The following is a 20,529-nucleotide window of genomic DNA, read 5'->3' as shown; positions in this document are numbered from 1 at the left end:
CTGCACTGTCAATCCGACGCTGGGGGATTTCCCCCAATCGGCATCAGTCGCAACAATCGCCCGCGACTCTCGGTCAGCACGTACAACGCACCGTCCGGGCCTTCGCGCACGTCGCGGACGCGGTCGTGCTGGTCGGCCAGCAGGCGTTCCTCATGCACGACCTTGCCGTCCTTCAGTTCCAGCCGCGCGACGAGCGTGAACTTCAGGGCGCCGACAAAGAGGTCGCCCTGCCAAGGTCCCGCAGCGTCGCTCGACAGGAAGGCCATGCCGCTTGGCGCGATCGACGGGTCCCAATAGTGCAGCGGCGCTTCCATGCCGGCTTTCGCGGTGCCCTCGCCAATCTTCGGCCCGTGATACTCGCGACCGAACGTGACCACCGGCCACCCGTAGTTGGCACCCTTGCGGATGATGTTGACCTCGTCGCCGCCCTTCGGGCCGTGCTCGTGCTCGAACAATTCGCCGGTGGACGGGTGGAGTGCCAGTCCCTGCGGATTGCGATGCCCGAAGCTCCAGACCTCCGGGCGTGCGCCTTCGCGGCCGACAAACGGGTTGTCCTTCGGAATGTGGCCATCGCGACCGATGCGGATGATCTTGCCGTAGGTCTTGTCGAGCTGTTGCGCGCGATCGCGATGATCGCCGCGTTCGCCGATGGTGGCGTAAAGGAAGCCATCCCGGCCGATGACGATGCGCGATCCGAAATGTGCGCCGCCGTCGTAGCCCGGCGTCTGCCGGAACAACACGCGCACGTTCGCCAGGGTGCCGGGTTCGAGGCGTGCGCTGGCGATGGCCGTGTGTGCGCCCTCGTCGCCGGGTTCGGCATACGAGAAGTACAGCGTGCGGTTGGCGGCGAAATCGGGATCGAGCACGACATCGAGCAGGCCGCCCTGGCCGTGGACGTAGACCGGCGGCACGCCTGCAAGCGCTGCGCCGATCCGGCCGTCGCGCTCGATGATGTGCATGCTGCCGGCGCGTTCGGTCACCAGATAGCGCCCGTCCGGCAGGAAGGCGACGGCCCAGGGGCTGTTCAGGCCGGTGGCGATCGTCGTCATCTCGATCGGGCCGCGTTCGCTTTGAATGACCTCGCCGCGCACCGGCACGGCGGCGATTCCGCACAGGACGATCAGGGTGCTGATGGCGTGGCGCATGCGTCCTCCGTGGCGACCATCGAAGCATAGTCGCGAACGGTTGCTCCGCCCCCGGCGCTTCGTCATGCTCGTCGCCATCGACGCGAGGTGACCATGAGCGAGTTTCCGCAGAACGACCGCATCAACAGATTCTACGAAGCCTTTCGCGCACTCGATGCCGACACCATGCAGGCGGCCTACGCGCCCGCTGCGGTGTTTGATGACGAGGCGTTCTCGCTGCGCGGCCGCGAGGAGATCGGTGCGATGTGGCGCATGCTTTGCACGGCCGTCAAGGACAAGGGCAGGGCGGACTGGAAGCTGGAATTCAGCAGCATCGACTGCGATGACGAAGTCGGCGTCGCGCACTGGGAAGCGCACTACCGTTTTAGTGCCACCGGTCGTCTGGTGCACAACATCATCGAAGCCGAATTCGCCTTCGACAAGAACGGCCTGATCACCCGCCACCGCGACCGTTTCGACTTCTGGCGCTGGTCCAGACAGGCCCTCGGCACGCCCGGCCTGCTGCTCGGCTGGTCGCCCTTCCTGCGCAACAAGGTACGGACGCAGGCCGCAGCGAACCTGGCGAAGTTCCGCGCCAAGGGCTGAGCGAATCGCTCGATGGCGTGAACGGATCGGTTCAGGCGCAACGAACGCGCACCGATTCGCTGGGTGATGCAAGAAACTCGGCGACTTGCACCTGGGCCGATGGCTCCAGATTCGCGTATTCCTCGGCGAGAAAAGCAACGACCTCGTCCGCGTCCCATGGGCCGAGTGAGGTCTTGAAGGTCGGATACGCCTCCTGGAATTCGCGCCAGGTCGCGTTGGCCCGCTTCGACAGCAGGACATCGGTGTCGGTGTAGATCAGTTGCAGTTTCAATCCAGCACCGCGATGGCTTCGGCGAGGCGTTCGACGGCGATGATCTGGATGCCGCCGGGCGCTTTCTTCGGCGCGTTGGCCTTCGGCACGACGATCCGTTCGAAGCCGTGCGAGGCGGCTTCGCGGATGCGTTCCTCGCCGTTCGGGACCGGACGGATTTCGCCGGCGAGGCCGACTTCGCCGAAGGCAGCGAGGCGATGGCCGAGGGGGCGATTGCGGAAGCTCGACAACGCCGCCAGCAACACCGGCAGATCGGCCGCGGTTTCTTGCACGCGAATGCCGCCGACGACGTTCACGAACACGTCCTGGTCATACAGCGCGAAGCCGCCGTGCTTGTGCAGCACCGCGAGCAGCATCGCCAGCCGATTCTGTTCCAGACCGAGCGCGACGCGACGCGGATTGGCCAGCGGCGACTGGTCGACCAGCGCCTGCACCTCGACCAGCAAGGGCCGTGTGCCTTCGCGGGTGACCATGATCGCGCTGCCCGGGGTCGGTTGTTCGTGGTTCGACAGGAAGATCGCGGACGGATTCGGGACCTCGCGCAGCCCTTTGTCGCCCATCGCGAACACGCCGAGTTCATTGACCGCGCCGAAGCGGTTCTTGAACGCGCGCAAGACCCGGAAGCGGCTGCCGGCCTCGCCTTCGAAATACAGCACCGCATCGACCATGTGTTCGAGCACGCGCGGACCGGCGATGCCGCCCTCCTTGGTGACGTGGCCGATCAGGAACACGGCGCAGCCGACTTCCTTCGCGTACCGCACCAGCCGCGCCGCCGATTCGCGCACTTGCGATACCGAGCCTGGCGCCGATTCGATCTGATCGGAGTACATGGTCTGGATCGAATCGATCACCAGGAAATCGGGCTTCTGCGCGATCGCGGTATCGAGGATGCGTTCGATGCCGGTGTCGGCCAGCGCGTCGATCGCATCCAGCGACAGGCCGAGTCGGCGCGCACGTGCGGCGACCTGACCCAGGCTTTCCTCGCCGGTCACATACAGCGTCTTCGAGCGACCGGCGAGCGCGGCCAGCGCCTGCAACACCAGGGTCGACTTGCCGATACCGGGATCGCCGCCGATCAGCACCACCGAGCCGCGCACCAGCCCGCCACCGAGTACGCGGTCGAGTTCGCCGATGCCGATCAGGGTGCGGTGTTCTTCCGACTCCGACACCTTGGCAAGGGCCGTGACCAGAGCATTGCCACCACCGGCATAGCCACCGCGCGGCTCGCTCTTCGCGGCTTTCGCCGAGGCCAGGCGCACCTCGCTCAGCGTGTTCCAGGCATTGCACTCGGTGCATTGCCCCTGCCATTTCGAATATTCGGCGCCGCAGTCATTGCAGACATAGGCGGTCTTGGCCTTGGCCATGCGTTGACCCTCAGCTGTCGTCTTCGAGAAACATGACGCGGCGGGTGATGCCGCAAGTGAGTTCGTAGCTGATCGTGCCGGCGCTGGCGGCGACGCGTTCGACTGGCAAGTCCGGTCCCCACAGCAGGACGCGGTCGTTGATGGCTGCATCGGCATGGTCGCGCAGGTCGATCATCATCAGGTCCATCGAAACCCGGCCGATGATCGGCGCGGCCCGGCCGTTCAACAGGACCGGCGTGCCGGTCGCTGCGCTGCGCGGATAGCCGTCGCCATACCCGATCGCGACGACGCCGATCGCCATGTCGTCGGGGCATTCGTACAGGCCGCCGTAACCGACGCGTTCGCCCTTGGCGACGCGATTGATCGCGACGAGCTTGCTGGACAGGCTCATGGCCGGGCGGAAACCGTCGTCGTTGCCGCAGCGCTCGTGCTCGACGCTGAGGCCATACAAGGCACCGCCGGCGCGTACCCAGTCCTGGCGGGCGTCGGGGAAGTGCACGATAGCCGCGGAATTCGCGATCGAATGGGGCAGCGCCGCCGCGCTCGCGGCCGCGAACCGCGCGAGTTGCTGCGCAGTCGTCGTTTCCGCAGGTTCATCCGAACGCGCGAAATGACTCATCAGCACGATGTCCTCGTGCACGTTGGGCAAGGCCTGCAGGCGTGCGAGCAGCGCATCGGCGAGCACGGGATCGAAACCGAGGCGATGCATGCCGGTGTCGAGCTTGAGCCAGATCCGCAGCGGACGCGGGTCGGGGTCGGCAGCAATCAAGGCGAGTTGATGCGCATGATGAACGACGATGTCGAGATCGAGTCGGCGCACCTCCAGCAGGTCGCCGGCTTCATCGATGCCCGACAGCACGACGATGCGATGGCCGATGCCGGCTGCGCGCAGACGTTGGCCGTCGGCGATCGCAGCGACACCGAAGGCGTCGGCGCCGGACAAGGCGCGGGCGACGCGCTCCAGGCCGTGCCCGTAGCCGTCAGCCTTGATCACGGCCATCACGCGGCTGTTCGGTGCCAACGCACGGACGCGTGCAAGATTGTGTCGCAACGCCCCGAGATGGATTGTCGCGAACGCCGATCGACTCACTCGAAGCTCCCGGCAAAGCCGGCCGAAGCGTGGTTCTCGAACTTGGTGTACTGGCCCATGAAGGTCAGTTTCACGCTGCCGGTCGGACCGTTGCGTTGCTTGCCGATGATGATCTCGGCGAGGCCCTTGTCGGGCGATTCCTTGTTGTAATAGTCGTCGCGATAAATGAACACGATCACGTCGGCGTCCTGCTCGATCGCGCCCGATTCGCGCAGGTCGGCCATCACCGGGCGCTTGTCGGTGCGTTGTTCGAGCGAACGATTGAGCTGCGACAGCGCGATCACCGGCACGTTGAGTTCCTTGGCCAGCGCCTTCAGGCTGCGCGAGATCTCTGAAATTTCGGTCGCCCGGTTCTCGCGCGTGCCCGGTACCGCCATCAGCTGCAGGTAATCGATCACGATCAGGCCGAGGTCGTGCTCGCGCTTCAGGCGCCGCGCGCGGGCGCGCAGGTCGCCGGGCGACAGCGCCGGGGTATCGTCGATGAAGATCTTGGCGTCCTTCAGCAGCTGGATCGCCGAAGTGACTCGCGGCCAGTCGGCGTCCTCGAGCTCTCCGGTGCGCAGGTGTTGCTGATTGATCCGGCCGAGCGAGGAAATCAAACGGAAGGCCAGCTGCGAGGCCGACATTTCCATCGAGAACACCGCCACCGCCTTCTTGCCCTTGATCGCCGCGTATTCGGCCATGTTCAGGGCCAGCGCTGTCTTGCCCATCGACGGGCGCGCGGCGAGGATGATCAGGTCGGAAGGCTGCAAGCCGGCCGTCATTTCGTCGAAATCGCGCAAGCCGGTGGCGAGGCCGGTCACCGCGCCGCGATTCTCGTAACGGTGCTGCAACTGGGCGAAGGCGTCCTTCACCGCAGCGCCCATGGTGACGAAGCCCTTGCGCCCGCGTGCGCCGGCTTCGGCGATGTGGAAGACCTTCTGCTCGGCGGTTTCCAGCAGTTCCTGACTGGATCGGCCTTCCGGTACGAAGGCGTCGCCGGCGATCTCGGTGCCGGCGTCGATCAGCTGCCGCAATACCGATTTCTCGCGCACGATGTCGGCATAAGCGGCGATGTTCGCGGCGGAGGGCGTGGTGTTCGCGAGTTCGAGGATGTAGCGCGAACCGCCGACCAGTTCGGCGATGCCCTGCGCTTCGAACCATTCACCGAGCGTCACCGCGTCGGCCGGCATCGACTTGTTCGACAGTTCGCCGATGGCGCGGAAAATCAGGGCATGATCGCGGCGATAGAAATCGCCCTCGTTGATGCGGTCGGCGACCTTGTCCCAGGCTTCGCTGGACAACATCAGGCCACCGAGCACGGCCTGTTCGGCTTCGATCGAGTTCGGTGGCACGCGCAGCGGATCGACTTTCTTGGCGGCGGACAGGGGTTCGGGGCGGGCGGCCATGGGGTTTCGCAGGTTCGGCAGGGCAGTCATGGTAGTCCCGGGAGGGTGGCAGGCGTTGCAGACAACCCTGTGGATAGCTTCTGGACATCTCGGGACACGAGACGCCGCGGCGCGGTTCCGCAACCGATCGTGACGCGCACGACATTCCGGTCGTACCGGTAGTCGCATCGGCGGACTTCGCCTATCATCACCCGGTCATGTCCGAGACCCGCGCCCTCACCATCCTGTTTGCCGACGTCAGCGGCTCGACCAAGCTGTTCGAGCTGCGTGGCGACGTCGAGGCCCGCACGATCATCGCGCGCGTCCTTGAAGCCCTGACCGGCATTGCCGGCAATCACGGCGGCAAAGTCATCAAGACCATCGGCGACGAGATCATGTGCACGTTCCCCGGGGCGCTGAACGGCATCCTTGCGGCAGTGGACATGCAAAAACGCGTGTCCCACGACGCCATCTTCGTCAAGGACAACGTCGGGATCCGCATCGGCTTGCACCACGGGGATACCCTGGTCGAGGCCGACGACGTCTACGGCGACGCGGTCAACACCGCCGCGCGCATGGCCTCGACCGCGAAGCGCGAGCAGATCGTGACCACGGCGAGCAGCATTCGCGGCCTGACCAATGTCGGCAGCGTCAAGACGCGACAACTGGGCGCCGTCCGGGTGTCCGGCAAGATGGAGCCGATCGAAATCGTCGACGTGATCTGGCAGGAAGACCTGTCGAACGTGACGACGGTGCAGCGGGCGATCCGCCTCGACGACATCCCCGGTTCGGGTGGCGCCAAGCTGACGCTGCGCTTCAAGGGCCGGATGATGGAGCTGAGTGCCGCATCGCAGCCGTTCACCCTCGGCCGTGATCCCAATTCCAGCCTGGTCATCGACGCCGAATGGGTGTCGCGCAACCACGCTTCGATCGAGTTCAAGCGCGGCTATTTCATGATCGGCGACCGCAGCACGAACGGGACCTTCGTCCGCCTCGGCGAGGACGAGGAATTGCGCCTGCATCGCGACGAGATCCATCTGCGCAAGTCCGGCACCATCAGCCTGGGACAGGCCGGTGCGATCAATGCCGAATACGTCCTGTATTACCAGTGCTCGCCCTGACCGTGGCCCCGGTGTCCTCGCGATAGCAAAACGCCGGCGTCATGCCGGCGTTTTGTCGTGGGTGAATGGTCGCGCTCAGTCGATCACGAAATCGGCGCGGCAGCCCTTGTCGACCCACACGCCTCGGCGGTCCCAGCCCCAGCTGTAGCCTTCACGGCACGCGCCCTTGCTGAGCTGGCGGTCGAGTCGCACGCCGCGCCGGATATCGGCCGGGCAGGTATTGCGGCGCTGCTCGTACGACTCGCAGCGGATCACGTTGTAGCCGCCATATCCGGGCTGGCCGCCATATCCCGGGGCGGGACGGAATTCGCGGTCGACGCGGAACTCGCCGCGGCAGCCGCCGGAGACGTAGATCCCGCGCGGATTGAAGTTCCAGCTGCGACCCAGCGTGCAGCTGCCGCGGCTGAGCTGGCGTTCAAGGGTGACGTTCGCTCGGCCGACATCAAACGGACAAAAGGCCTGGCGCTCGTCGACCGATTCGCAGCGAATCAGGAATTCGTCGCCGGTAATGCCCCAATCTGAATCGCCATAGCCTGGCTGACCGTAGCCGGGCGGGCCGTAGCCGCGTCCACCCAGCTCGAATTCGGCGCGACAGCCTCGATCGACCCAGATGTAGCCATGTTCATAGCCCCAGGTCTGGCCGGCGATGCAGGCGCCGCGACTGTGCTGCTGAATCAGTTCGACGCCACCCCGGGTGTCCACCGCACACTGCTGGTAACGGTTGTTGTAGGACTCGCAGCGGATGCTGTCGACGCCGTCATTTTCGTTGCCGTAGCCGGGGTCATAGGCACCGCCGGAATGGCGTGCCTCGGAACCGATCTCGAACTCGGCTGCACAGCCACCACTGACCCAGATGCCGTCGCGACGCGTGCCCCAGGTGCGACCCTCGATGCAGCTGCCGCGGGACAATTCACGCGTCAAGGTGACGCCGTAGCGGGTTTCGGCCGGACAGAAACTTTCACGGCCGCGCGATTCGCAAACGATCAACCCGTAGGCCGTGTGCTTGGATACGACCGCCTGCGCGGTCACGGGCGTGGCATCGAAGAGTGCGAATGCACCCGCACCGAACAGACCTGCCAGCCGCAGCATGGTGTATCGCATCATCGCTTCTCCCTTGGACGAGAGTCGATTGTGCGACCTGGCCGCCGTGGCGGCAATCGCGGATGTTGCGTGACTCAGCGCGGGTTCCGGTATCGGAGCCCGCGCTGAACGGGTTCAGGCGGCCTGGCGCGAGGCGCGCTTGCGGTCGTTTTCGGTCAGCGCCTTCTTGCGCAGCCGGATCGCGTTCGGCGTCACTTCGACGAGTTCGTCATCCTCGATGAATTCCAGCGCCTGCTCCAGCGAGAATTTCACCGGCGGCGTCAGCGCCAGCGCGTCGTCCTTGCCCGAAGCACGGAAGTTCGTGAGCTGCTTCGCACGCAGGGCGTTGACCGTCAGGTCATTGTCCTTGGCGTGGATGCCGACGATCTGGCCTTCATAGATTTCCTGGTTCGGCTCGACGAACAGGCGTCCGCGTTCCTGCATCGCGAACTGCGCATAGGCCGGCGACGGGCCCTGGCCATTCGAGATCATCACGCCGTTCTGGCGCTTGCCGATCGAACCCTCGGCGCGCGGGCCATAGTGCTCGAACACGTGGAACAGCAGGCCGGTGCCCGCCGTGATCGTGCGGAATTCGGTCTGGAAGCCGATCAGGCCGCGTGCGGGAATCAGGTACTCGAGGCGCACACGACCGCGACCATCGGGTTCCATGTTCTTCAGCTGGGCCTTGCGCTCGCCGAGGCGCTGCATCACGCCGCCCTGGAATTGTTCTTCGAGGTCGCAGACCAGATTCTCGAACGGCTCCATCCACTGGCCGTCGATCTGCTTGATGATCACTTCCGGACGCGACACGGCCAGTTCGTAGCCTTCGCGACGCATGTTCTCGATCAGGATCGACAAGTGCAGTTCGCCGCGGCCGGAGACCTTGAATTTCTCGGCCTCGTCGGTGTCTTCGACGCGCAGCGCGACGTTGTGCATCAGCTCGCGATTGAGGCGATCGCGCAACTGGCGGCTGGTCAGGAACTTGCCGCCCGAATGCTCCTTGCTGCCGGCAAACGGCGAGTTGTTGACCTGGAAGGTCATGCTGATGGTCGGTTCGTCGACGGTCAGGGCCGGCAAGGCTTCCGGCGTGTCGAGCGCGCAGACGGTGTCGGAGATGCCGAGGTTTTCGATGCCGTTGATCGCGATGATGTCGCCGGCTTCCGCTTCCGGCACTTCGCGGCGCTCCAGGCCCATGAAGCCGAGCACCTGCAGCACGCGACCATTGCGCTTGACGCCGTGGCGATCGATGACGCTGACCGGGGTGTTCGTCTTGATCTTGCCGCGCTGCACGCGACCGATGCCGATCAGGCCGACGTAGTTGTTGTAGTCGAGCTGGCTGATGCGCATCTGGAACGGGCCTTCGGCATCGACCTTCGGCGCTTCCACGTGCTTGATGATGGCTTCGAACAGCGGATCCATGTTGCCTTCGCGCACGTCCGGGCTCATGCCGGCGTAGCCGTTCAGGGCCGAGGCGTAGACCGTCGTGAAGTCGAGCTGCTCGTCGGTCGCGCCGAGGCGGTCGAACAGGTCGAAGGTGGCATTGAGCACGTAGTCCGGGCGCGCGCCCGGGCGGTCGACCTTGTTGACCACGACGATCGGCTTGAAGCCCATCGCGAAGGCCTTCTGGGTCACGAAGCGGGTCTGCGGCATCGGGCCGTCGAAGGCGTCGACCAGGATCAGCACCGAGTCGACCATCGACAGCACACGTTCGACTTCGCCGCCGAAGTCGGCATGGCCCGGGGTGTCGACGATGTTGATACGGTATTCGGTGCCATCGCGCTTGTCGGTCCAGCGGATCGCGGTGTTCTTCGCGAGGATGGTGATGCCGCGTTCCTTCTCGATGTCGTTCGAATCCATCACTCGGTCGGGCACGATCTGGCGATCGCTGAGCGTGCCAGACTGGCGCAGCAGGCAGTCGACGAGGGTGGTCTTGCCGTGGTCGACGTGGGCGACGATGGCAATGTTGCGCAGCTTTTCGATGGACATCGGTAATCCGTTCCGGACGCGGGGTGCCGGTGGTTGGGAAGGGGAATCGGGAGGCGCAAGGCGCCGAAAGGCGGCGGAGTATAGCCGAGCGTCGGTGACATTCCTGTTCGAATCCGAACGGTTCGTTCAGGCATGATCGGCTGATGAACCAGAATCTCCGTTTTCCCCTCGCTGCGCTGGCCGCTGCCGCGTTCTGCATCGGCTTCGCGACCGGGCTCGACTGGCGCGTGATGTTGGCGTTGAAGCTGGCGCCGGTGCTGCTGGCGATCGATTGGCTGCGCGCCACGGCCGCGCCCGGTCGTTACCGGTTCTGGATCGCGCTGGGTCTGGGGTTGTCCCTGCTCGGCGACGCGGTGCTGGCCTTGCCGACCGACCAGTTCGTCGCCGGACTGGTCGCCTTCCTGCTGGCGCACCTGGCCTATGTGGCTGGTTATCTGAACCGTTCGCGCGCCGCCGCACCGTCATGGTTGCTGGTTGCCGCGTCGGCGGTGGCCGGTTTCCTGTATCTGCTGGACACCCGCGGCAACCTGGGGCCGATGCGTGTGCCGGTGTTGGTCTATGCGACGGTGATCGGCGCGATGTTGTGGCGCGCGGGAAGTTTGGCCCGACTGGATCGTGCCGGACGATGGGCGCTGGTCGGCGCACTCCTGTTCGTGGCCAGCGACATGGTTCTGGCCTGGAACCGCTTCGTCGCGCCCGACCCGGCGCTGCGCTACATCAATATCCTGCTGTACTGGGCCGGACAGTGGGGCATTGCCGCGTCGGTGGTCCTGCATCGTGTGCGGCCGACGGCGCGGTTATGATGCGCGCCCGAACCAGGAGCGATTCATGTCCAATCTCAAAGCCCACATCAACCTCGCCCGCGGCACCATCCATCTGGACCTGTTCGCGGACCAGGCGCCGATCACGGTCGCGAATTTCGTCAATCTCGCGCGCCGCAAGTATTACGACGGACTGAGCTTCCATCGCGTGATCCCGGACTTCATGATCCAGGGCGGCTGCCCGGAAGGCAGCGGTCGCGGCGGTCCGGGGTACAAGTTCGACGACGAGATCGTGCCGTCGTTGCGTCACGACAAGGGCGTGCTGTCGATGGCCAACGCCGGCTCGTTCGGCGGCAAGGGCACGAATGGCAGCCAGTTCTTCATTACCCACATCGCGACGCCGTGGCTGGATGGCAAGCACACCGTGTTCGGCAAGGTGGTCGGCGCTGCCGACCAGACCCTGGTCGACGCGGTTCGTCAGGGCGACACGATCACGTCGATCACCATTGAGGGCGATTACAGCGCCCTGTTCGACAAGGTGCGCGCACAGCTGGATGCGTGGAACGCGATCCTCGACCAGCGTTGAATTCGAACCCGACCGGGACGCCAGCGCGTCCCGGTCGGTTCCGTCACTTGCGGATTTCCAGATTGGCGAGCAGCTGATCGACCGCCTTCGAGTCGCGCGGGTGGTAGTACTCGGCCGGCGCGGAATACCAGATCAGATTCAGCTTCTTGCGGCGCTCGAAAAAGGTCATGTTGCCGAGATAGTGCAGGCCATTGCTGACATCGAAGCTGACGTCGAACCGGAAGGCCGTGAATTCGCCGACCTGCACCGGGCGAAGATTGGCGGTCTTGATATTGGACACGCCGAGACCGGTGATGGCGTCACGCAGCACGGCCTCGATTTCCCCGGCGTCCATGCCGGTGCGATAGAAGGCCCCATCCGGACGGCGCTTGGTCGCCATGCCGGCACCGAACACGTGGTATCGGTCGCGGATATTGACGACGTACAGGATGCGGTTGAGCGCCGTGCCGTCGATGGTCCACAGTTCGCCATTGAAGAAGCGATAGCGGGCCCACTCGATCGGTGAGGTCGTCTTCATGATGCGCGCGACCCGAGTCGGTTTGTCCGGCTTGATCAGTCCGGGTGGCCCGCTGCAGGCCGCGAGCACCGCCAGCATCGCGATCATCAGGGTACGGACGATCCAACGATCAACGATTCGCATGAGCGGCTCCGTTCGCTTCGGCAATATAGTGTTCGACGGTCGCCCGATCGGCGGCGTCGGGTTGCTGTCTCAGATATTCCTGCCATTCCGTGGCCGCCTGTGCCGGCATCTGGATGGTGCGGTACATGTAGCCAAGGTCGCGGTGCGCGATGGCCGGATAGCCCGGCACCCGCATCGCGGCACGGTAGGCATCGATGGCGCGCTTGTCATCGCCGCCGGCACGGCGCTTGCGGAACAATTCGCCGCGGTAGTACTCGACCCAGGCCAGGTGGACGCCGGCGGCGCGTTCCTGCAGCCGGTCCAGCAGCACGATGGTCTGCGGATAGTGTCGGCGCCCCATCTCGTCTTCGAGCCAGCTGGCGAAGAAGGGTTCGGTGGCTGCCCGGAACGATTCCTCGCCGGTGCGTGATCCCGCGCTCGCGAAGGCTTCGGCGGCCTCGCGCAACGTGGTCATGCGCTCTTCGGTGGCGGGATGCGTCGCGAAGATGCCGGAGGGCTTGGTGCGATCGCGGGCGTTGTCTTCGGCCAGCAATCCTTGCCAGAGCGCCGAACCCTGGTCGGCACGATATCCGAGCTTGACCGCGCGTTCGAAGCCCTCGGTGTCGGACTCGCGCTCGGCATCGCGCCCGTACTTGTAGAGCGAGGCGAGCGCGACGAATTGCGACACGTCGAAGATGTCGTAGGCGTCCTGGGTGCCGGTGCGCGCCGCTACCAGCTGCAGCAGGCTGAGCGCATTCATGATGTCCTTGGTGCGACGCCACTGCTTGATCGAGTGCTGATGCAGGAAGTGGCCGATTTCATGGCCCAGCACGAACCCGATCTGGGCCTCGTTTTCGGAACGCAGCAGGGCGCCGGTCCAGACCTGCATGACGCCGTTCGGCGCCATGCTGGCGTTGAAGTAGGGGCGGCGGATGATGTAGACGCGAATGTCCTTGCAGTACTCGCCGGCGAGGTCGCAGACCAGCTTCTTGACGTAGGCGTTCAGTGCCGGGTCACGGATCAACAGCGGCGAGCGCTGCAACGACAGTTCGGCCTGGTCCAGTGCCGACCAGAGGCCGGCCTCGTCGGTTTCTTCGGACGGGCGTTCACCCGGCGTCATTTCGCGCAACGGCGCCTGTGTCGCGCAGCCCAGCATCAGGGCCACACCCGCAGCCAGTGCGAGCATTCTGGGTTTCGGTGTCATAGCGGCAGTCCCTTGAGCAGGCGGCGGGCGGTCTCGGTGGCGCCTTCCCGATCGCGCATGTCGCCCATCTGGTCGATCATCACGCTGAACCAGACCACTTCACCGGTGTTCAAGTCCACGAGCGTGGCGATACCCCCCTGCGTGCCGCCCTGGAGGATGGCGACTTGCAGCGCCAGACCCAGCACCATCATGGCGACACGACCCTTGCTCGAGTAGGAGTCCGAGATCTGCAGCGTCAGCATGTAGTCGGCGCCGGTCAGTTTGCGGATTTCCTGCACGCCCGGACCGACGGTCCAAGTGAGCGGCTTGCGCCGTTTGGTTCCGCGCGTCGGCAGCGGTACGTGCAGATAGCTGTGCTGGAAGATCGTGCCCATCACCGCCGTATTCAGGGCCAGCACCTGACGAATGCGGTGGTCGGACGGCATGTTGGCATCCGGGTAGTAGTCCGGCGCGAGCTTGGCGTTCTGCTTCGTCAGGAATTCGTTCACCGCGGCCGGGAAATATTCCCGAGCCTTGCGTGTCCAGTCGGCCTTGGGTTCAAGCATGCCGCTGGCCTGCATTTCGTAGAGCTGGATCGAGGGTTCGACCATGACGATGGTCTTGCCGCCGAGCTTGAAGGTGTCCTTGAAATCCTTGGTCGTACGGACATGGCTGGATTTGCAGGCAGCGAGGGTCAGGGCGACTGCCAGGATCAATAGAAAACGGAGCAGTCGAGATGCAGTCGGTGGAGCAGGGTTCATGGGGGACTCCGCTGGGTCAGGGTTCGATTTTGCGCGCCGCCGCGCATCTCGCAAGTGACTTTCTTCCGGGGTAAGTGCTGCATCGCGGCATGCTAGACTTCTGCGGTTGCCTGCCCGCGCGCGGGTCTCGATTTCTACCATCAGCGGGGACACCGATGTTGAAGCTAGCCGAACGCATGGGTCGAGCGAAACCCAGTGCCATCATGGTGGTGGCCGAGAAGGCCAAGAAGCTCAAGGCTGAAGGACGCGACATCATCAGTTTCTCGATCGGCGTTCCGAATTTCCTGCCGGGCGAGCATGTGTATGCCGCTGCGCGTGAAGCGCTCGCAAAGGACTCCGGCAGCTACGGCTCGAACCGCGGCCCCGATGCCTTGCTGGATGCCTTCCTGAAGCATCTGCGCGCCGGCGGTCTCGATGGATACGAGCGCAGCAACATCGTTTCCGGCGTCGGCGCCAAGCATGTCCTGTACAACGTCATGTATGCGCTGCTGGATGAGGGCGACGAAATCCTGATCCCGACCCCGTACTGGACCAGTTACGTCGACATCGCCGACATCCTCGGCGCGAAATCGACCCTGCTGTATTGCGGCCCCGAACAGAACTACAAGCTCACGCCGGACCAGTTGCGCGAGGCGTTGAAGTCGAAGCCCAAGGCCATCCTGTTCAACAATCCGTCGAATCCGACCGGGATGGTCTACGACCACGCCGAGGTACGTGCGCTGGCCGATGTGCTGGTCGATGCGCCGGACACCTGGATCATTTCGGACGACATCTACAACCGCATGATCTTTGACGGTCTCGGTTATGCCCATCTGGTCAAGGCGCGACCGGAGTTGCGCGACCGCACCCTCCTGCTCGATTCGGTCTCGAAGACCTACGGCATGCCGGGCTGGCGTGTCGGCATGGTCGCGGCGCCGTCCGCGGCGGCGCAGGCCCTGGTGAACCTGAATTCGAACGCGATCACGAACCTGCCGGAAGTGGTCAATGCCGCTGCCATCGCGGCGTTCTCCGGTCCGCAGGATGTGCCGGAAACCAAATGCCGCGAATTCCAGGGCAAGCGCGATCAGGTGATGGCGGCGCTGGCTGCAATCCCTGGCGTGAACTGCCCGAAGCCGCAGGGCGCTTTCTACGTGTTCCCGGACATTTCCTGCGCCTTCGGCAAGACGCACAACGGCAAGCGCATCGACAACGATGTCGATCTCTGCAACGCGCTGCTCGATGCCAAGGGCGTAGCCTGCGTGCCGGGTTCGGCCTTCGGCGAACCGCGCGCGATCCGAATCAGTTACACCTGCCCGACGGCTCAATTGCCCGATGGTCTGAAGCGCATCCAGGATTTCTTTGCTGAAATGGCCTGAGTTGCCCACCTCCTTCCCCTCGACTGTTTTCAGGAATTGATGCCATGAAGAAGCCCGTCCGTGTTGCCGTCACCGGTGCTGCCGGCCAGATCGGTTATTCGCTGCTGTATCGCATCGCCTCGGGCGAAATGCTCGGCCGTGACCAGCCGGTGATCCTGCAGATGCTGGAGCTGCCGATGGAGAAGGCCCAGGCAGCGTTGAAGGGCTGCATGATGGAACTGGAAGACTGCGCCTTCCCGCTGCTGGCCGGCATGGTCGGTACCGCCGATCCGAAGGAAGCCTTCAAGGACGCCGATGTCGCCCTGCTGGTCGGCGCGCGCCCGCGCGGACCGGGCATGGAGCGCAAGGACCTGCTGCTCGAGAACGCCAAGATCTTCACCGAGCAGGGCCGCGCAATGAACGAGACCGCGAGCCGCGACATCAAGGTGCTGGTGGTCGGCAATCCGGCCAACACCAATGCCTACATCGCGATGAAGTCGGCGCCGGACCTGGCGAAGAAGAATTTCACCGCGATGCTGCGCCTCGACCACAACCGGGCGCTGAGCCAGCTCGCCGCGAAGGCCAATGTCGCGGTCGCCGATATCGAGAAGCTGATTGTGTGGGGCAACCACTCGCCGACGATGTATCCCGACTACCGTTTCGCGACCGCGGGTGGCAAGTCGCTGAAAGACCTCATCAACGACGAGAGCTGGAATCGCGACACCTTTATCCCGAAGGTCGGCAAGCGTGGCGCTGCGATCATCGAAGCGCGTGGACTCTCGTCCGCAGCCTCGGCCGCGAATGCCGCGATCGACCACGTCCGTGACTGGGTATTGGGCACGAACGGCAAGTGGGTCACGATGGGCATTCCGTCGGATGGCAGCTACGGCATCCCGCAGGATGTGATGTACGGCGTGCCGGTGACCTGCGCCAATGGCGAATACACCCGCATCCCGGATCTCGCCGTCGACGATTACAGTCGCTCGATGATGGACAAGACCTTGGCCGAGCTCGAAGAAGAGCGCGCCGGCGTGGCGCACTTGCTGTAAGCATTGAAGCGGCCTTCGGGCCGCTTCTTCCATGGAGAAGACGATGACGAATTCCGCAGGCGCCAAGTTCCGCGCTGCACTTGCTGCCGAAAAACCGCTCCAGGTGATCGGTGCGATCAATGCCAACCATGCGCTGCTCGCGAAGCGGGCAGGGTACAAGGCGATCTATCTGTCCGGCGGCGGCGTCGCCGCGGGTTCGCTCGGCATGCCGGACCTCGGCATCAACACGATGGACGACGTGCTGATCGATTGTCGACGCATCACCGATGTCTGTGATCTGCCGCTGATGGTCGATATCGACACCGGCTTCGGCCCCAGTGCGTTCAACATCGCACGGACGGTGAAGTCGTTGATCAAGGCCGGTGCGGCCGCTTGCCACATCGAGGACCAGGTCGGTGCCAAGCGTTGCGGTCATCGTCCCGGCAAGGAAATCGTCACCGCCGACGAAATGGTCGATCGGGTCAAGGCCGCGGCCGACGCCAAGACCGATCCCGACTTCTTCCTCATCGCCCGCACCGATGCGATCGCGGTGGATGGCGTCGATGCCGCGATCGAACGTGCGCAGCGCTGCGTCGAAGCGGGTGCCGACGGCATCTTCGCCGAAGCCGCCTACGACCTGCCGACCTATCAGCGTTTCGTCGATGCGGTGAAGGTGCCAGTGCTCGCCAACATCACCGAGTTCGGCAAGACGCCGCTGTTCACGCGCGACGAACTGGCTTCAGTCGGCGTCGCCATCCAGCTCTATCCGCTGTCCGCATTCCGTGCCATGAACAAGGCCGCCGAAGCGGTCTACACCGCGATCCGCCGCGACGGGCACCAGAAATCCGTCGTCGACTTGATGCAGACCCGCGACGAGCTGTACGACCGCATCGGCTATCACCAGTACGAAAGCGCGCTCGACGCGCTGTTCGCGAAGAAGAAGTAACGGGAACCACGATCATGTCTGCATCCGAATCCAGCACCTCTGCATTCAAGCCCAAGAAGTCCGTTGCACTGTCCGGTGTCGCCGCCGGCAACACCGCGATCTGCACGGTCGGCCGTTCCGGCAACGATCTGCACTATCGCGGTTACGACATCGCCGATCTGGCCGAACACGCGACCTTCGAGGAAGTGGCGCACCTGCTCGTGCATGAGCATTTGCCGACGCGTTCGGAACTGGCGGCCTACAAGGTCAAGCTGAAGCGCCTGCGCGGACTGCCGCCGCAGGTGCAGGACGCGTTGGAGCTGTTGCCGGCGAATACGCATCCGATGGACGTGATGCGCACCGGCTGCTCGGTGCTCGGTACCGTGCTGCCGGAAAAGGAATCGCATCCGGTCAACGAGGCGCGCGACATCGCCGATCGCTTGATGGCGAGCTTCGGATCGATGCTGCTGTACTGGTACCAGTTCAGCCACAACGGCCGCCGCATCGACACCGAGACCGACGACGATTCGATCGCCGCGCACTTCCTGCATCTGCTGCACGGCAAACCGCCCAGCGACTTGCATGCGCGTGCGCTCGACCAGTCGCTCATTCTGTACGCCGAACACGAATTCAATGCCAGCACCTTTACCTCGCGCGTCATCGCCGGTACCGGTTCCGATTTCTACTCCGCGATCACCGGTGCGATCGGCGCCTTGCGCGGCCCGAAGCATGGCGGTGCGAACGAAGTGGCGATGGACATCATCGCGCGCTACCGCTCGGCCGACGAAGCCGAAGTCGACATCCGTTCGCGCATGGAGCGCAAGGAAATCATCATCGGCTTCGGTCATCCGGTCTACACGATCGGCGACCCGCGCAACCCGATCATCAAGTCGATCTCGAAGCGCCTGTGTACCGAAGGCGGCAACGCGCGCCTGTTCGAGGTCAGCGAGCGCATCGAGATGCTGATGATGGACCTGAAGAAGATGTTCCCGAATCTCGACTGGTTCAGCGCCAGCGCGTATCACATGATGGGCGTGCCGACGCCGATGTTCACGCCGCTGTTCGTGATCGCACGTACCTCGGGTTGGAGCGCACACATCATCGAGCAACGGATCGACGGCAAGATCATCCGTCCGAACGCGAACTACATCGGTCCGGACGACCGCGACTACGTCGCCATCGATCGCCGCTGACGGCGTTTCGATCGTGCAGGCTGCAGTCGCTGCCTGCACGATCATGCATTCGGCACTCAGTCGCGTGCGCCAAGTATTTGAAACCCAATGTTATTGTTGATGGCATGCGTCCTGCGCCTCCTCTGCATCGCTTCGCATTCGCGAGCGATGGCCCAGCCAGGAGGTAGACCATGACCATCGTCGAATTTGCGCAGTTCGTGCTTGATCATCCCGAAGCCGTCGATGTCACCGAGACATTGCCGATTACCCAGCGCTTGCCCGCGCTGGCGTCCGAGATCGATCCGGTGGCCGAGGAAGCCTATTGGGCGAAGCACTACGCGGCCCAGCCCTATGTCTCACCGGGCGAGGACTATTCGCGCTTCCGGGCAGCGTATCGCCATGGCTGGATGGCGCGCATGCGGCACCCCAAGGCGGCCTGGATCGATGTTGCGCAGGAACTCAAGACCACCTGGGACATCGACCCGGCCAACTTTGACTTTCCCTGGTCACGTGCACGCAGCGCCGTTCGCGACGCGTGGGATCGCGTTGCCTCGCGCTGAGTGAGCTCGGGCGTGGCCACGGACGGCCGGCTCCGGCCGCGCCGGTGACGAACCGGCGCTGGCCGGCCAACCCGCCTATCATCGGATCGTCCGGGAAAGTGGGTGATGGCTATGGCGAATGCGGGCAACGGGATCCGCTACATCGAGATCGATGCGGCGATGCGAAAGCGCTTCGATGTCTGCGCCCCCGCTGCACTCGCGCGTCGATCTCCGTCGCGGCTGCGTGCACAGGCGATGTCCATGCTGCAGTGGCTGGTCATCGGTGGCATCGGCCTGTTTGGCCTGTATGTCTGGCACTGGCCGGCTGCATCATTGCTGGTCGTCTGGCTCGCCGGTGTCGCAGTCGGCATCTTCTCCGACCTCGTCAAGTGGGTGTTTGCGCGGCAACGCTTGATCCGCCAACTGGAATCCTTCAGCGACGACCAGTTCGTCTGGCACATGGTGACGGCGATGCAGAAGAACGAGAACCGCATTCGCGAGGAAGCCACGCAGGTCTATCGTCCCGGCACCGGCTTGGCGTTCGACCTGGGTTTCGGACTGATCGCCACGTTCCTGTTCGCGCTCTGGTTCCGTCACCAGGAGCTCGACGTGATTGCGCTGGTGCGCAGCGACATCGCGTTGCAGCGGGCATTGCTGGTGGTGGCCGCGACGCCGCTGGTCGCAATGATCGCCACGCTGGCGACCCTGGGCCGTGCGCGCGATGCGGAGATCGACTACCAGGCCGGCGGGCGCGGTCTCGGCCTGTTCTTCGTCATCATCGCGTTCATGTTCTTCAGCGAAATGCCGGATGCGATGGGCAAGCTGATGGTGTTCGTGAATGGCGCAACGCTGGTGATCGGATTGCTGGCGGCATTCGGTTTGTGGCTGATGGCACAGGAGCGCGACTGGCTGGCGCGACATCTCGGCAAGAGATGATTCAGCCCGGTCGTCGCGTCCACGCCAGCCATAACCATTCGATCAGCGCGACCGTGGCGACGATCAATGCGCCGATGCCATAGGCGAAGACCAGCGCCTGCCATTTTGCCGAAGCCACTGCCGGAGCGGCGGCATTGCGCCAGACATAAGCCACCAGTTCGCGTGGCGTGGTTTCGGTGTGCGGACCCTGGTGCGCGATCCAGCCGCGCAGCACACCCGGAATGGCCTGCCAGAAGTTGCCGGCCCGCTGCCACCAGGGATGTGTGGTGAGCGCATCGCGACTGCGTTCGGCCAGCGCGGGTGCCCATCGCGTGATCAGCCGTTCGGCGTCGGCGATCGTGAGTTTCTGGTCGGCGGAGTGGATCCCGAGCGGCTTGCCCGCTTCCATGGCCGCCCCCAGAACCAGTTCCTGCGCACCCTGTTCCACTGCTTGCGCCAAAACCTGGATACTGCCGGTCTGCAAGCCCGTCGTGGTCGTGGCGACGACCAGCATCACTATGCCGAACACGCGCAGGACCGTCGCCAGCCAGCGTGGTCCACGGTCACCGCGCTGCTGCCAGCCGAAGTGGCGGCCGATGCGGTAGAGCAACCACGCAACAGCTAGCACGGAGGCTGCGCCGAGTGCAGCGTGCAGGACGAAGGTCAGGGAATAGCGCAGCACCAGGTCCAGCATCGC

Annotated in this window: 21 protein-coding genes; 10 read left to right on the top strand and 11 right to left on the bottom strand. The window is 64.4% G+C overall.

The window, feature by feature from the left end; all coding sequences use genetic code 11:
* Positions 1-8 precede the first annotated feature (8 nt).
* The gene (locus tag IPP28_12710; GenBank protein ID MBL0041875.1) at positions 9-1,145 is read right to left on the bottom strand and encodes a PQQ-dependent sugar dehydrogenase; all 1,137 of its coding nucleotides are present in this window, start codon (positions 1,143-1,145) and stop codon (positions 9-11) included.
* A gap of 93 nt (positions 1,146-1,238) precedes the next feature.
* On the opposite strand from IPP28_12710, the gene IPP28_12705 reads away from it, so the two are divergent.
* Positions 1,239-1,730, top strand: coding sequence for a nuclear transport factor 2 family protein (locus tag IPP28_12705; GenBank protein MBL0041874.1), 492 nt, complete (start codon positions 1,239-1,241; stop codon positions 1,728-1,730).
* Between the two features lie 31 nt (positions 1,731-1,761).
* On the opposite strand, the gene IPP28_12700 is transcribed toward IPP28_12705, so the two are convergent.
* Genes IPP28_12700 through IPP28_12685 form a run of 4 tightly spaced genes read right to left on the bottom strand, consistent with a single transcriptional unit; the run spans position 1,762 to position 5,843 of the window.
* Complete coding sequence (locus IPP28_12700) at positions 1,762-2,001, bottom strand: hypothetical protein (GenBank protein MBL0041873.1); 240 nt, start codon at positions 1,999-2,001, stop codon at positions 1,762-1,764.
* Entirely contained in the window at positions 1,998-3,365 is a 1,368-nt protein-coding gene (radA, locus tag IPP28_12695; protein MBL0041872.1) for a DNA repair protein RadA, read from the bottom strand. The genes IPP28_12700 and radA overlap by 4 nt, the downstream gene beginning before the upstream one ends.
* Positions 3,366-3,375: 10 nt before the next feature.
* Positions 3,376-4,455 carry an alanine racemase gene (alr, locus tag IPP28_12690; GenBank protein ID MBL0041871.1) on the bottom strand — a complete coding sequence of 360 codons (1,080 nt, stop codon included), beginning with the start codon at positions 4,453-4,455 and terminating at the stop codon, positions 3,376-3,378.
* Positions 4,452-5,843, bottom strand: coding sequence for a replicative DNA helicase (locus IPP28_12685; protein MBL0041870.1), 1,392 nt, complete (start codon positions 5,841-5,843; stop codon positions 4,452-4,454). The genes alr and IPP28_12685 overlap by 4 nt, the downstream gene beginning before the upstream one ends.
* A 197-nt stretch (positions 5,844-6,040) precedes the next feature.
* Here IPP28_12685 and IPP28_12680 point away from each other — a divergent pair, with 197 nt between their 5' ends.
* Complete coding sequence (locus tag IPP28_12680; GenBank protein ID MBL0041869.1) at positions 6,041-6,943, top strand: adenylate/guanylate cyclase domain-containing protein; 903 nt, start codon at positions 6,041-6,043, stop codon at positions 6,941-6,943.
* Between the two features lie 75 nt (positions 6,944-7,018).
* Here the strand turns inward: IPP28_12680 and IPP28_12675 are convergent, their stop codons facing one another.
* Together IPP28_12675 and typA are read right to left on the bottom strand one after the other, a co-directional pair.
* On the bottom strand, positions 7,019-8,047 hold the full coding sequence (locus tag IPP28_12675) for a DUF3011 domain-containing protein (GenBank protein ID MBL0041868.1): 1,029 nt from the start codon (positions 8,045-8,047) through the stop codon (positions 7,019-7,021).
* A gap of 111 nt (positions 8,048-8,158) precedes the next feature.
* Positions 8,159-10,009, bottom strand: a complete 1,851-nt coding sequence (gene typA, locus IPP28_12670; protein MBL0041867.1) for a translational GTPase TypA — start codon at positions 10,007-10,009, stop codon at positions 8,159-8,161.
* A 143-nt stretch (positions 10,010-10,152) separates the two neighbouring features.
* On the opposite strand from typA, the gene IPP28_12665 reads away from it, so the two are divergent.
* Together IPP28_12665 and IPP28_12660 are read left to right on the top strand one after the other, a co-directional pair.
* On the top strand, positions 10,153-10,812 hold the full coding sequence (locus tag IPP28_12665; protein MBL0041866.1) for a lysoplasmalogenase: 660 nt from the start codon (positions 10,153-10,155) through the stop codon (positions 10,810-10,812).
* 25 nt (positions 10,813-10,837) lie between these two features.
* Entirely contained in the window at positions 10,838-11,356 is a 519-nt protein-coding gene (locus IPP28_12660) for a peptidylprolyl isomerase (GenBank protein MBL0041865.1), read from the top strand.
* Between the two features lie 43 nt (positions 11,357-11,399).
* Here IPP28_12660 and IPP28_12655 read toward each other — a convergent pair whose 3' ends face one another.
* From IPP28_12655 to IPP28_12645, 3 genes are read right to left on the bottom strand one after another with little or no spacing between them, the layout of a single operon-like run.
* A complete protein-coding gene (locus tag IPP28_12655; protein ID MBL0041864.1) occupies positions 11,400-11,996 on the bottom strand; it encodes a hypothetical protein in 597 nt (198 codons plus the stop codon).
* Positions 11,983-13,161, bottom strand: a complete 1,179-nt coding sequence (locus IPP28_12650) for a M48 family metalloprotease (protein MBL0041863.1) — start codon at positions 13,159-13,161, stop codon at positions 11,983-11,985. Before IPP28_12650 ends, IPP28_12655 begins: the two co-directional genes overlap by 14 nt.
* A 14-nt stretch (positions 13,162-13,175) precedes the next feature.
* Positions 13,176-13,919 carry a hypothetical protein gene (locus IPP28_12645; protein MBL0041862.1) on the bottom strand — a complete coding sequence of 248 codons (744 nt, stop codon included), beginning with the start codon at positions 13,917-13,919 and terminating at the stop codon, positions 13,176-13,178.
* 155 nt (positions 13,920-14,074) lie between these two features.
* Here IPP28_12645 and IPP28_12640 point away from each other — a divergent pair, with 155 nt between their 5' ends.
* The 6 genes from IPP28_12640 to IPP28_12615 all read left to right on the top strand — a co-directional run bounded on the left by IPP28_12640 (position 14,075) and on the right by IPP28_12615 (position 19,853).
* Positions 14,075-15,274 carry a pyridoxal phosphate-dependent aminotransferase gene (locus IPP28_12640; protein MBL0041861.1) on the top strand — a complete coding sequence of 400 codons (1,200 nt, stop codon included), beginning with the start codon at positions 14,075-14,077 and terminating at the stop codon, positions 15,272-15,274.
* Between the two features lie 44 nt (positions 15,275-15,318).
* Entirely contained in the window at positions 15,319-16,302 is a 984-nt protein-coding gene (locus tag IPP28_12635) for a malate dehydrogenase (protein MBL0041860.1), read from the top strand.
* Positions 16,303-16,345: 43 nt separating this feature from the next.
* Positions 16,346-17,227: a methylisocitrate lyase gene (gene prpB / locus IPP28_12630; GenBank protein MBL0041859.1), complete on the top strand. Its 882-nt coding sequence runs from the start codon at positions 16,346-16,348 to the stop codon at positions 17,225-17,227.
* A gap of 14 nt (positions 17,228-17,241) precedes the next feature.
* Entirely contained in the window at positions 17,242-18,399 is a 1,158-nt protein-coding gene (gene prpC, locus IPP28_12625; protein ID MBL0041858.1) for a 2-methylcitrate synthase, read from the top strand.
* A gap of 170 nt (positions 18,400-18,569) precedes the next feature.
* Positions 18,570-18,938, top strand: a complete 369-nt coding sequence (locus IPP28_12620) for a hypothetical protein (protein MBL0041857.1) — start codon at positions 18,570-18,572, stop codon at positions 18,936-18,938.
* A 105-nt stretch (positions 18,939-19,043) separates the two neighbouring features.
* Positions 19,044-19,853, top strand: coding sequence for a hypothetical protein (locus tag IPP28_12615; GenBank protein MBL0041856.1), 810 nt, complete (start codon positions 19,044-19,046; stop codon positions 19,851-19,853).
* 1 nt (position 19,854) lies between these two features.
* Here the strand turns inward: IPP28_12615 and IPP28_12610 are convergent, their stop codons facing one another.
* Positions 19,855-20,526, bottom strand: coding sequence for a hypothetical protein (locus IPP28_12610; protein ID MBL0041855.1), 672 nt, complete (start codon positions 20,524-20,526; stop codon positions 19,855-19,857).
* Positions 20,527-20,529 lie beyond the last annotated feature (3 nt).

It is taken from the genome of Lysobacterales bacterium, assembly GCA_016721845.1.
Classification (GTDB): Bacteria; Pseudomonadota; Gammaproteobacteria; order Xanthomonadales; family Ahniellaceae; genus JADKHK01.
Note: the sequence above shows the minus strand (reverse complement) of the source record. Positions and strands in the feature narration are given on the sequence as shown.

Coding starts and splice junctions, on each gene's coding strand:
- IPP28_12710 (MBL0041875.1), bottom strand. CDS start 1,145: ATGCGCCACGCCATCAGCACCCTGATCGTCCTGTGCGGAATCGCCGCC.
- IPP28_12705 (MBL0041874.1), top strand. CDS start 1,239: ATGAGCGAGTTTCCGCAGAACGACCGCATCAACAGATTCTACGAAGCC.
- radA (MBL0041872.1), bottom strand. CDS start 3,365: ATGGCCAAGGCCAAGACCGCCTATGTCTGCAATGACTGCGGCGCCGAA.
- IPP28_12685 (MBL0041870.1), bottom strand. CDS start 5,843: ATGGCCGCCCGCCCCGAACCCCTGTCCGCCGCCAAGAAAGTCGATCCG.
- IPP28_12680 (MBL0041869.1), top strand. CDS start 6,041: ATGTCCGAGACCCGCGCCCTCACCATCCTGTTTGCCGACGTCAGCGGC.
- IPP28_12675 (MBL0041868.1), bottom strand. CDS start 8,047: ATGATGCGATACACCATGCTGCGGCTGGCAGGTCTGTTCGGTGCGGGT.
- typA (MBL0041867.1), bottom strand. CDS start 10,009: ATGTCCATCGAAAAGCTGCGCAACATTGCCATCGTCGCCCACGTCGAC.
- IPP28_12665 (MBL0041866.1), top strand. CDS start 10,153: ATGAACCAGAATCTCCGTTTTCCCCTCGCTGCGCTGGCCGCTGCCGCG.
- IPP28_12660 (MBL0041865.1), top strand. CDS start 10,838: ATGTCCAATCTCAAAGCCCACATCAACCTCGCCCGCGGCACCATCCAT.
- IPP28_12655 (MBL0041864.1), bottom strand. CDS start 11,996: ATGCGAATCGTTGATCGTTGGATCGTCCGTACCCTGATGATCGCGATG.
- IPP28_12650 (MBL0041863.1), bottom strand. CDS start 13,161: ATGCTCGCACTGGCTGCGGGTGTGGCCCTGATGCTGGGCTGCGCGACA.
- IPP28_12645 (MBL0041862.1), bottom strand. CDS start 13,919: ATGAACCCTGCTCCACCGACTGCATCTCGACTGCTCCGTTTTCTATTG.
- IPP28_12640 (MBL0041861.1), top strand. CDS start 14,075: ATGTTGAAGCTAGCCGAACGCATGGGTCGAGCGAAACCCAGTGCCATC.
- IPP28_12635 (MBL0041860.1), top strand. CDS start 15,319: ATGAAGAAGCCCGTCCGTGTTGCCGTCACCGGTGCTGCCGGCCAGATC.
- prpB (MBL0041859.1), top strand. CDS start 16,346: ATGACGAATTCCGCAGGCGCCAAGTTCCGCGCTGCACTTGCTGCCGAA.
- prpC (MBL0041858.1), top strand. CDS start 17,242: ATGTCTGCATCCGAATCCAGCACCTCTGCATTCAAGCCCAAGAAGTCC.
- IPP28_12620 (MBL0041857.1), top strand. CDS start 18,570: ATGACCATCGTCGAATTTGCGCAGTTCGTGCTTGATCATCCCGAAGCC.
- IPP28_12615 (MBL0041856.1), top strand. CDS start 19,044: ATGGCTATGGCGAATGCGGGCAACGGGATCCGCTACATCGAGATCGAT.
- IPP28_12610 (MBL0041855.1), bottom strand. CDS start 20,526: ATGCTGGACCTGGTGCTGCGCTATTCCCTGACCTTCGTCCTGCACGCT.